Source organism: Bacillus sp. JK74 (genome assembly GCF_053663395.1).
The window spans coordinates 503,543-516,646 of the sequence record NZ_JBSJQB010000002.1; the positions used below are offsets into that span (position 1 = coordinate 503,543).

General features: G+C 43.8%; 2 protein-coding genes. Both read right to left on the bottom strand.

The annotated features are described in order from the left end of the window. Window positions 1-3: 3 nt before the first annotated feature. Window positions 4-7,386: an SDR family NAD(P)-dependent oxidoreductase gene (locus tag ACWJJ5_RS07035; RefSeq protein ID WP_454022300.1), complete on the bottom strand. Its 7,383-nt coding sequence runs from the start codon at window positions 7,384-7,386 to the stop codon at window positions 4-6. Next, window positions 7,386-13,097 (bottom strand): type I polyketide synthase, encoded by a 5,712-nt coding sequence (locus tag ACWJJ5_RS07040; protein WP_454022301.1) that lies wholly within the window; start codon window positions 13,095-13,097, stop codon window positions 7,386-7,388. Before ACWJJ5_RS07040 ends, ACWJJ5_RS07035 begins: the two co-directional genes overlap by 1 nt. Window positions 13,098-13,104: the final 7 nt, after the last annotated feature.

Consider the following 13,104-nt stretch of genomic DNA (forward strand, 5'->3'; position numbering starts at 1 on the left):
GTGCTACTCTGTTTCATCAATAATTTCAAGAAGCCGTTTTTTATTCTGTTTGATTTGTTTTTTCCGATTTGAATCCGGCCAGTACTCTTTTCTGACAAACTCGGCAGGCGGCAGCGGAGTTCTGACGGAATGATATGAATCATCCAGGCCGCTTACCAAAAGGTGGGCGTTTGTTCCGCCAAAACCGAAAGCGCTGATGCCCGCCCTCCGTTTTCCATCCTTCCAGCTTCTCAGTTCTGTATTCGGATAAAAAGGCGACTTTTCAAATTCAAAGCGGGGATTTGGCGTTTCACAATTCAATGTAGGCGGAATTTCCTTATGCCATATTGATAAAATCACTTTAATGAAACTTGCCGCTCCGGCGGCGCTTAATAAGTGTCCGATATTGGTTTTTACACTTCCTACTCCGCAAAATTGCGTTTTGTTTGTGTCTCTTCGGAATACTTTTGTCAGAGCCTGAAGCTCAATCGGATCTCCAATCATCGTGCCTGTGCCGTGAGTTTCGACGTAGCTGACTGATCCGGGAGTGATATCGGCTTTTTCAAATGCATCTTGAATAACCTGCTCTTGAAGCTTAGGATTCGGAGTCGTAATTCCCATTGTCGCACCGTCGTTATTAATAGCTGATGCTTCAATGATACCGTATATCCGATCTCCGTCAGCTTTTGCTTTCTCCAGCGGTTTTAACAGAACAGCGCCAAAACCCTCTCCGGGTACAAAGCCGTTTGCCCTTTCATCAAAAGTAAAACACTGACCGTCCGGCGAAAGAGCTCCTCCTTCTGTTAACATCAGGTAAGGAATTTCATCCAAAAGCAGATCCGCCCCTCCTGCCAGCGCCATTTCTGAATCACCGTTTTTTATGCTTTGGCAGGCTAAATGAATGCTGACTAATGAAGAAGAACAAGCGGTATCAGAAACCATGCTTGGACCGTGAAAATTAAAGAAATGCGACACATGTGAAGCAATAAAGTTTTGACTAAGCCCGACGATGTGGCTGCTGCTTTCTTTCGGCAGTTTGTGACCGTAGCCGCCCATTCTGGAACCGACAAATACGCCGACTTTTTTTCCCGATAATTCTGTTTCTTCATAACCGGCATCCCGTACAGTCTGTACACTCGTTTCCAAGAAATGTCTTATCAGCGGGTCCGTTTGGATGGCTTTCTCCTCTTCCATGCGGAAATACTCCGGATCGAAGCTGCCGATTCCATTGATAAATCCTCCCCATTTGCTGATGCTTTTTCCCTTTTGCTGCACCGGAGAGTAATTTTCTTCTATATTCCACCGGGAATCAGGTACTTCTTTAATATGATTCTTCCCTTTTCTCAGATTGTCCCAAAATTCCTCTTTATCAGCCGCGCCCGGAAACTTACATCCGATTCCGATAACAGCTATCTTTGCAGAGGAAGGCGTCTGCGGTTCTGTATCTCGGCTCGTCACAGACTGCATATCATGCTGATTGCTGCTTTGAGAATCAGTCTGTTCGATTTGTTTTTTCAACGGCGGCGCCGTCTTACCGATATATTCCGCAAGACCATGAATCGTGTTGTGTTCAAGAAGCACAGTAGGGTCGATTTTTTTCTGAATCATTGCTTCTATACGATGTATAATGCTGACAAGAAGTATAGAATCCACACCGTATTCCTGAAAATCCGTATTTGGGTTAAGCTTTTCAAGGGGTATGCTCAATTCCTCGGCAAATACGGCAGAAAGTTCACTGACAAGCCCTTCTGAACGATCAAAAGTGCCGGGAGTCTCCTGTCTTCGGGCTGGAAATGAAGCCTTGCCGGTTTTATTGATGTTCAGGAGACTGTCTGCATGAAACACTGTTCCTTTTTTCACGATAGGAATGATATTGGCCGATTTTTTCTCCAGTGCATGATACAAAATCGCCAGTCCTTCCCGCGTGGAAAGAGAGTCCAATCCCAATTCATCATATAAAGGACTCGTCACAGTCCCCATTCCGACTTCTTTCCAGCTCGGCCAATTGATGGACGTAAAATACGTTCTCCCCTTTTGAAAATGATAAGCCGCGAAATAGTCCATATATGCATTTGCAGACGCGTAATCAGTCATTCCTTTTGACAGTTTGGGTGACTGTGCTGCAATTGATGAAAATAGAATAAAGAAATCCAGCGGCCTATTATTAAAAATCCGCTCCAAATTCTGAAGTCCAGTGACTTTCGGCCCGTACACCGTCTTAAATTCACTCATTCTTTTATGAATAAAGGCCGGATTTCCGCCGCTGTGCAGTCCTGCACAGTGTATGACACCGCTAATATCTTTAAATTCAAGACTTACTTGGTGAAAGAATGAACGAAGCTTCTCTTCATTTGTGAGAGAACCGCTGTAATACAGATAGTCGACACCTTTCTCTTCAAAACTTTGAAACAGTTTTATATTGCTGACTGTCTTTTCGTCCTGTCTGCCCTCTTTCAGCAAATGATCCCATTCACTTCGCAAAGGTAATGGACGCGTACCCGTCAGCACGAGTTTTTTCACTCCCCGTTTCACCAAATCTTCAGCTATTGCTCTGCCAATGCCCCCTGTTCCGCCGGTAATGACGATGGCTTTATCCGCAGGAAATGAAACAGGCCCGCCGCCGGTATGGATTCTTTCTTCTTCAAAATACGGAACATATCTGACGCCGCTGCGGTAGCATACTTCATTCTCTCCTGTACATTGCGCCCTTTCAATCTCAAAGATTTGTTTCAGCTCATGCGTTTCTTTCATGCTGTCTATATCTATTGTTTTCACATGAACAAAGCCGTATTCCGCAGAAAGGGCTTTCAGAAAAGCAGCTGATTCTGCACCCGTCAGCTTTGGTTTTTCCGCTTTAAATACCTGCAAGCCATTGGTTAGTTGTAAAATGGATAATGGTGTTTCCTTTTTACTCCGCTTAATTATTTCTTGTATAAATAAGAATTTACCATATGGGATGCCGTTCTGATTTTCACTCTGGTTTCCGATATCTGAGAAATCAAATATATTTTCGACCTGCCGCTCACCGCCCGAAAAGACCTCACAGATAACGTCGTATGCGTGGTTTTCATCTAATAAAGAACACTCAAACATTTGATCAGAGTGTTTTATAAATGAAGAGTGATGTTTTATGACAATCAGATTCTCCTGATCTATATCCGAACAAATGGTGCGGGCAATTGATTCTGTGTCTTGATTCACAAATACAACTGTCAGTCCGTACTCTTTTGTTTCGGAAGGATTTACAAACGGATTCTCCCTCCATTTTTTTTGCAAGTGATGTTGAAAAGAATGCTGAGGGATCTCTGCCCTCTCAGTCCTGACCGGAACCCAATAACGTTCTTTTGCAAACGGATAAGTCGGAATTGAGATCCGTTTACCCGGCTGCTGTAAATGTTGATGAACGGATTTCCAGTCGATATTCGCCCCCCAAACCCATAATTGAGCCAGCTTTTCCGCTTCACCGTTCTCAATAATGGTCTTTACAAACAATTCACCTGCTCTGCCTTCTGTTAACGCCTTCATTTTTTCAGCAAATGCATCTGATTGCTGATTAACATATACGCCTGGAACTTGCTTGTCACCGCGGCAAAACTCAGATAATTTATCTTTCATTTCTTTAAGAGAGGTACCGGTAATCGCCGCTCTGGCCTCCATCGCTTCTCTGCCCGATTGTGTAGTGTATGCCAGATCCCGTAAAACGACGCTTTCCGATTGGCCGCCTTCCATCACTTCATTCGGGAACATGTCTCTTATCGCTCCGGCATATTCCTTCAGTAAGTATTCAGTAACCGCTTGAATAGAGGGGCAATCCGTTAATTCATACATCGTGAGTTCAATATGAAACATTTCGTTAATAAAATCCGCCATCCGGCTTAATTCCAAAGGCCCTACGCCAAATTCACTCAGGTGATCAGAAATATTAATTTCTTCCGGATGGATATGAAGCAATTCCGAAACAAACGGTTTGAGTACTTCATTCACCTTTTCTTTCATATCAGGCTGTTTATCCTTTACTTCAGGACTTAGTGAACGCTGAATAAAATCTTTCATGTTTTCGGCATACTCAAGAAGACGTTCATTGTCTTTGGCAGATAACAGGACAATATGCGGTTCGTTCTCAACATGTTCTGTTGAGACGTTTGTTTCTTCATATTCTTCTATAATGATATGAACATTCGTTCCTCCGGCTCCGAATGAGCTGATTCCCGCTCTTCTCGGAACAGTTACTGTTTTTCCGTTTTCCTGCAGTTTCGGTTTCTTCCAGTCTTGCAATGACCGCTGTACATAAAAGGGAGATGCTTTAAAATCAATATTTGGATTCAACGTCTCCGCATGTATGGAAGGAAACAGTTTTTTCAATTTCATTTGCAAAAGAACCTTTGTCAAACCGGCAATTCCCGCTGCGGCCTCAAGATGGCCGATATTTGATTTGACAGAACCAATTGAACAATATTGAGTGTGCTCCGTAAATTCCCGAAACGCTTTTGTTAATCCGGTGATCTCAATCGGGTCTCCCAGTGCGGTTCCCGTTCCGTGAGCTTCAATATAACTAATTGTACGAGGGTCAATACAAGCTTTCTGAAGCGCGTCCTGTATCAGTTCAGACTGACCATTTGGATTAGGAACCGTAAAACCGTTTGTTCTCCCTCCGTGATTGACCGCTGTCGCTTTAATCAGCGCATAAATATGATCTCCGTCCCTTACCGCTTCCGCCGCCGGCTTTAAAAGTACGGAGCCCACTCCTTCTCCCGGTACATAACCGTCACCGCCCTCGCCGAATGTACGGCATCGGCCATCACTTGCAAAGAAGCGGCTTTGATTTAATAATGTATATTTATTCGGATGAAGTGTAAGATTGACCCCGCCCGCAACAGCAAGTGTGCTTTCCCCTCTCCGTATACTTTCACAGGCTAAGTGAATGGCGTTAAGAGAGGATGAACACATTGTATCCACCGCCATACTCGGCCCCTTAAAATTAAAGAAATACGATATTCTGTTTGCTATTGCAGAAAATGGAGACCCGACGGCCAGTTCATTTCCTTTAAGTGATTCTTCAACGCCGAAAAATTGATAGCTTCCATATGTGACGCCTGCAAATACTCCGACCTTTTTGCGGGTCAGATCTGAAGGTTTATAACCCGCATCCTCTATGGTATTGTACACTGTCTCTAAAAAGAGACGTTCCTGAGGATCAAGAAAAGCCGCTTCTTTCGGTGATATCCGGAAAAATAAAGGATCAAACCGGTCTGGATTTTTCAGAAAACCTCCCCACTTATAGCAGCTTCCCTCGAGCATTTCCTTCCGGTCATCAGGAATTTCGCTTACGCAATCCCGTCCATTCATCAGCACATTCTGGAACTCTCTGATGTTTTCCGCACCCGGGTATCTGCCGCTGACACCAATAATGGCTATATCAGCAGAAAGGGGATCGGCCGCAATGTGCTCTTTTGAATCTTCTCCTTCAGAGCGTGCCGGCGCTTTTGTTTCCACCGGTTTTCTTTTTTGCTTTTTTTGATATGAAACAAGTTCAGATCTGCCGGCCGGGTTCAGCAGTTTCATCATTCGTTCGCTGTGATGACTCAGGAAATATTCGGCTAACTGCGATATTGAATGATATTCAAAAAATAATGTTTTCGACAATCTGCCGATACTTTGCTCCAGCTTTTTGGTCAGACGCATGATCATCACTGAATCAATGCCGTATTTCTCCAGGTATTGTTTTTCATCTATGAGTGAGGCCGGTAATTTCAATTCCTCTGACATTATATTTTTTAGATAACTGATGATATTTTGTCTTAATTCATCGTTTTGCAAATCGGCATCTTCCTGCCGGTCTGAATGTAAGCTGATTGTGCCGGCACGCTTCAGCACATCCTCAATCTTTTCTTTTCGGCCTTTCAGGGCAATCAGCTGTTCAGATGATTGACACAAGCTGTTCTCCAGAGCCTGTATTCCGTCACTGTCATCTAGCGGGTCAAGGCCGAGTTCCTGTTTCATGTAGGATATTCCTTCATCGTCAATATTCATCCCGCCGGAAGTCCATAGCGGCCAATTGACTGACACCACCCTTTCGGCAGACTCTTTTGCGGTCATAACTGCTGCATACTGATCCAAAAAGGCATTGGCGAAAGCATAGTCACATTGGCCGGCTGATCCGAAGACTGCCGATGTGGATGAAAACAAGACAAGTAATTCAACTTTCATTTTTTTGATTTCTTCCGCCAGCCAGAGCGTGCCATAAACTTTCGAACCTGTGACTTGATCGATTTCTTCTTTTGTCTTTCTTAAGATAAAAGAGTCACGGAGTACGCCGGCACTGTGAAATACTCCATGTAAGGTGCCGAACTGCTCTTTTGCAAAAGCAAACATCCGTTCAGCATCACTTTGTTTTGAAACATCAGATCGGATGTATTCAATTGTTGAACCTGAGCTTCTTAAATATTCGATCTTTTTTTTCTGCTCTTCAGTTAAATCAGAGCGCCCTGTCAATATGAGATTCGCTTTCCATTTTTCCGACAGATGTTTTGCCAGTATATAACCGAGACCGCCCAGGCCTCCTGTAATCAGATAATTCCCATGATGTTTCAGCGGCTGGGTTAAATCGAATGAGCCGGCTTTATTATAGCTTTTCGTAAAACGTCTGCCGTTTTCATAGCGCACTTCAAAATGGATATCCCGTTTTTCGTCACACTCTCTCTGATATATATCAGCTATTGCTGGAAGAGCGGCTCCCGCACCCTCTGAAAGAGTGATATTGATAATCTGATAGTGAAAATTGGGGTGTTCCTGGTGAACGGTTTTCACCAATCCGCCGAGAGCATGATGCAGCGGCAGTTGTTCTTTATTCTCAGTTTGAAAAACATGCGTCAGTTTTAGTATCTTTTTCCATTTTAGTTCAATCAGCGCCTGTGTAATATACAGAAGAGAAAACAATCCGTTTTCCAATTGTTTCTGTATACCTCCCTTACTCATGTCAGCCTGAGAATCAGACCACAAGTGAAGAATCTTTTCGGGCGGCTGATAATGATCATGAATGTATCGGAACAGCTTTAGATAATCGTCTTTTTTCACGTGGTTCATACAAATCGTATCATCATGTAAAACAGCAAATTCTTTTCCGCGGATGACAAACAAGAGAGTGCAGTCCTTAAACAAACCGCTCAATTCTTGTATTTGCCGTTCATTTTCTGCAAAAATCAGGAGCAATCCCGTCAAGGACACGCTCTTCTTACTCGGAATGAACGATTCTGTCCATTCCGGCTTGTAATATAAAAGCGGATGGTTCGATGCCCGTGATTTTTGATTCTGAATGGATGTCACACGGGCATAGCCTTCGTCAGCCGACATTTGTCCTGTTTGAATCAGATCAAGAATATCGCTGATTTGTTCACGTTTTCCGTTCATCATTCTTCCCCCATTAATTGTTTCAATACAGCCTTCTGATCAATATCATTGGTTTCCAATTTACGCAGGAGACGAATGAGTTCATCGTCCGTCTGAACAGTGTCTTTTTCATGACCATATCTGAATCTCACATCTCTGCACTCCGCCAGAATGCTTCCGTTTCCATCTGTAAATGTCATATGACACGTTACATCACGGCTGTTCTGCCGGTTCACTTTTTGAGTATAAACGTAAAAATTTTGAGCGAGAGGCTGATAGACATCCGCCGCTCCCATTCCGATCAATTCCGGGAAGGTTTCTCCGCTGACAAAAAATGCACTGGCTTGAATCGCGGACTCAAGCGCTTCAGGAGAAATCGTAAAATTTTCTCTTTTTGCATAAAGCTCATCCGGCAATGAATGAAGCGACAGCATTCCGTAACTGTTTTTCGCTGATTCAATGACAAAAGGCGCTTCAGCCCGATGTTCAGTCATTTCTGATTTGACTTCAGCAATATCAAGCGCTTCAGGAAGCATACCGCTTTCAGGCTTAACCATATGCGCATTTCCCTTGGCAAGACGTACTTTATTCTCATTTTTTGTGTTTACATATATGTCAAACCGCGCAAAGTCACGCTCAGGCGTCAGCGTAATCATCAGTTCCCGTATATCAGTCATTCCGTTCATGCTTTCGGTCCACAATAAATCGGTCAATGTTTGAACTGGTTGTCCAAATGCCGCCGCTGCATTAACGATAGCCATTTCAGCCAAAGATGCGTAAGGGAAAAAGGACACGTTTCCTTCAGTCAGACTTAGTGCGAACGGATGATTACGGCTGATTTTTTTCGTGAAACTGAACTGATGAAAATCGGACGTGTTACTCCCCAAGAAAGGGTGACCCGTCTTACTCACATCCGCTGAAACAAGTGCTTCCCCTTTTTCCGCTATCCAATACCGCTGTTTGATCAGCGGTTGTCCCGGAATAGAAATCCTGCGGGCATTCCGATTCACCTCAAAAGTCTCCCAATCTATCTTTCTTCCGTTTACCCATTTGGATGCTGCTTCGGCGTAATCTGAACAAACGTGAGGCATTTCATTGTGAACTTCTGATTCGAATGTATTACCGGTATAGCTTAAGCTGCTTTTTTCACCCCTGGTATAAGCTGAAAGCTCTTCAGCAATGACCTGCCCGGAATCTGCCACTATCGCCAGCCGTTCTTCCATATGATCGCGTCCCGTCTGAAGTGTATAGGCAATATCCTGAAGACGCAGTTTATGATTGTTATCCTTCGATTCATTTTCTGATAGAAAATCAGCCATAACCTTCGCATATTTTATCAGCCGTTGTTTGTCTTGAGCCGATAAAACAAAGATCACTCGGCCGCTTTGATGATCAAAAGCTTTTGGCGGCTCATACGCTTCCAATATAAGATGCGCGTTTGTCCCTCCTGCCCCAAAAGCGCTTACCCCGGCTCTTAAAGGATGAACAGCATGGCTGTTTTGCGGAATATTCCATTCAGCCGCTTTCCGCTGCACTTGAAAAGGAACCTGATCAAAATCTATAAACGGATTAACAATATCGGAATGCAGAGAGGGAACAAGCTGCTTATTCTTCATTTGGAGAAGCACTTTCGTTACCGCAGCGATTCCTGCCGCAGATTCTAAATGTCCGATATTTGATTTCACCGAACCGATGGCGCAAGGATGGTTCAATTGATAAGAATCTTTCAGTCCTTGAATTTCAATCGGATCGCCTAATGACGTCCCTGTTCCATGCGCTTCAATATAATTGACGGTGTTCGGATCAATGTCAGCTTTACGAAGCGCTTCTGAAATGACCTCCGCCTGTGCATCCGGATTCGGTATGGAATACCCGCTCGTCTTTCCTCCATGGTTAACGGCGCTTCCCTTAATCACACCGTATATTTGATCTTGATCTTCTATTGCGTTTTTCAATGGTTTTAACAATACAGCTCCGACTCCCTCACCGGGAACATAACCGCTTCCGTCTTTTCCAAAACTCCGGCATCTGCCGTCACTTGATAGAAACTGTCCCATGCTGAGGAACTTATATTTATTCGGATGTATTGACAAATTCACTCCGCCGGCTAATGCCATATCGCTCTCTCCGCAATGTATGCTTTGGCATGCGTAATGAATAGAGGTCAGTGATGAAGAGCACATTGTATCCAGAGCCAAACTCGGACCTTTTAAATGAAAGTAATAAGACACCCGATTGGCAATTGAAGAATAGACGGAAGCCGGCGAGAAAGCCACTCCATTTTCTTCTCCTTCAAATAGTTGATATTGGCCCCACATTGCACCGACAAATACACCGACTTTCATCTTTTCCAGCATGTTTCTCGGGTACCCTGAGTCTTCAAAACAATTTTTGGCCGTTTCTAAAAAGAGCCTTTCCTGGGGATCCATAAGTTCTGCTTCCCTTGGAGAAATATGAAAGAAAAGCGGATCAAATTGATCGGCTCCGCTGATAAAACCTCCCCACTTGCTGTAAGACTTCCCTTTCATATCTCTGTCTTCGCTGAAGAAATCATCCATATTCCAGCGGTCAGGCGGGATTTCTGTAATACAATCTTTTCCGCTCTTTAAATTCTCCCAAAATTCAGGTAAGTCTTCAGCCATCGGATACTTTCCGCTTAAACCGATAATGGCAATGTCTTGATGCCTTATATCAGCCGTTTCATTTATTTGGATCTCACGGCTTTTATCCTCTATGAAGGTATCTTGAAGTGCAGATTCCAATTTTTCTTTGTCACCTTCAAACACGATCAGCTGTGATGCGTTCAGAGAGAGTGAATCTTGAAAAGCTTTGATCCCATTGGTTTTACTAAGGGGAACCATACCGATTTTTTGTTTCATCCATTTTTCAGTTTGTTTATCCACTTTCATGCCGCCGTCTTCCCATAGGGGCCAGCCGATGGCTACTGAGACGCCGGAGCGTTCTTTTTTCCGCCTCATTCCTTCACGCCACTCAGCGAAAAGATCAATGAACCGGTTGGCCAATGCGTAATCCGTCTGTCCGATATTCCCGTACATTGAGCTGCTTGATGAAAACATCACAAAGAAGTCCAAAGGTTCGGTTTGCAGCAAGCTGTCCAATAAGACCGTCCCATTTATTTTCGGAGCGATCACTTCCTGAATTTCATCTTTTGATTTTTGAATCAATAAAGCGTCGTGCGTCACACCGGCACTGTGTATCACACCGTTGATTTCTCCGAATTGCCTTTTAATGGTTTTTATGATTCGCTCTGCATCGCGGCTATCTGAAAAATCTCCTCTTATATATTGAACCGAAGAACCGCCTGCTTTCATTCGGCTGATTTTGTTCTTTTTGTCTTCCGTCAGGTCAGAACGGCCCGCTAAAATAATATTGGCTTTCGTTTGCGCTGCGATATGTTCTGCAAATATAAGGCCTAAGCCGCCGGCCCCTCCTGTAATCATGTATACTCCGTTTTCTTTAAAGGAGAAACTTGAGTTTTGAGCCGGTTCTGCTTCCCGTAAGGCACGGACCCAGCGCACATTTCCTTCATAATAAAGATCGGTTTCTCCCGGATGCGCTTCAGTTGATTCGCATCTGATGATTTCAGCTGTAAGAGCCGGCAACGATGACTTGTCTGAAACTGATATCCCGATTGTCTTAAGGGCCAGTTTCGGGTTCTCAAGCAAAATAGACTGCCCTGCGCCATGGACTGAAGCGTAAAGCGGCTGATCATTTTTATGATCCGCCGGATAAAGGAAAAGCGATACAACCTTTTTTTCCGCCTTGCTGCGCATCAATGCCCGGCTGAAAAAGAATAGCGGGTAAGCCCCTTTAGAAAGCTGTTCACTTATTTTTTCCGGGCCGGCAAATGATCCTTCCGGCCACCCGTACACCACGGTGTCGGGCATTTGCCCCCTTTTTTTCAGATCAGCTGCAAGCCTGTCAAAGTGGGCTTCCTCCCTGTGATCTATCTCATAAACACCGTCTCCGTGATAGGAGAAACGATTCCCTGATAAAACGAGAATGATCTGTGTATTTTCGAATCCATTTTCAGCATTTTCCCGCATAAAATGAAAAAGCTCTCTGTTATATTGAAACAGCAGACATGTTCTTTTCTTTTTATTTCCGCAATGCGGGTCCCAAGCGGCAGCCTTTTGTCTCCAATACGGCGTTAAATAGGTCAGAGCCGTATGATTCTCTCCATGATGAAGAGGGAGGTCTTTGTCAACGGAAGTCTTTTCGCCGCTCTCTGCAAAATAATTTGCAAGTTTTTGAATCGTCGGATACTCAAACAATAAAGTAGGATACAGTTCCCTGCCTGTTTTCTCCTCCAATGCTTTTACGGCTTGCATTAGTGTGACGGAATCCAGGCCTTGTTCATAAAAACCTTTTACCACAGAGAGTGTTTCAGGGGCAGTCCCTTTGATGTCTGCGATCAGCTGCTGAATGTCTCCTTCTGTTATAAGAGCGGAAAGATTTTCGTTCTTACTTTCTTTCATGTCAGGCTTTTCAGCCGGTTGATTTTGCGTTAAGAAATAACTGGACATTTTTTGATTTTCTTTAATATACGCGGCGAGTTCCCGGATCGTTTTCTGCTCAAACAGGAGTGTAGGATACAGCTGTTCCCCTGTTTTGTTTTCAAGTTCTTTGACAATGGCAAGCAAAGAAGCGGAATCCAGGCCTTGTTCATAAAAACCAATGTCTGTCCTTATGTCACGCAGATCTATATTTGAAACCCCGGATATTAATTCTTTAAGGTGTGTCTCAATGCTTTCGCTTCGATCTATGATTGAATCTTTTCTCATCAGGCCGTCTTTTGGCTGAGAAGCCGCTTCAGTTTCTAAACGAGTCTGCTTCAGATTTTCAATTAAATCTTTTGAGCGAATATGTTTCACAGACAGCCGGGTAAAATAAGCGATCATCTCCCCGTGTGCATCGTACAAACCGTAACTTACTTGGATGACATCCCCTGAATCATGATGTTGGTCTTGCTTCTCTATGTACACATAACACCTGTCTTCCAGGCGCTTCGTCATACGAAAAGATTCAATATGAATGGGAATATACGTTTTCATCCGGCTTGCCGGAGATCCTTGTGTAAAATATTCGGGACATGCCTGATAAAGGATCGATATGATGGTAGACGCATCAAGAAAAGTGGGATGCAATTGAAAACAGCCGGTATATTGTTTGGCAATTTGGCTGAGCGACAACTCTGCAAGTACAGAATGATCAGACGCATAAACCTTCCCCAGACTCTTCATAAATTCAAAATGCTCTATATCAACCTTTTTTAAATAGTCATAACATATCTCCATATCGGCTTCACGGACGGAGGCATGTTTGATTTCATCGATATGAATTGAACTCATGTTTTCCGGGAATTTCTGCATGAGCCTGCAGTTCATATTCTCATCCCAGCTTTCATCCAGAATGCGGTCATCTTTTACCTTTCTGCTCTTCGCCTGAATTTCCCATCCCTGTTCCAATCCCTGAAAACGGATGCGGATTTCTCTGTCAAAGGTATCCGATGTTGCTACAGGTTCCAAATACAAAATATTCTGACACTCGAGTTCTTCAATAGGCAAACCTTTGCTCAGCGCCATACGGTATATCATATCTAAAAATGTGACACCGGGTATAATCCGGGTGCCATGCACCCGGTGATCCCTGACAATATAGTCCGTATGTTTAATTGTTAATGTGAACTGATAGTTTTGATTACTGGCCACCTGTCTC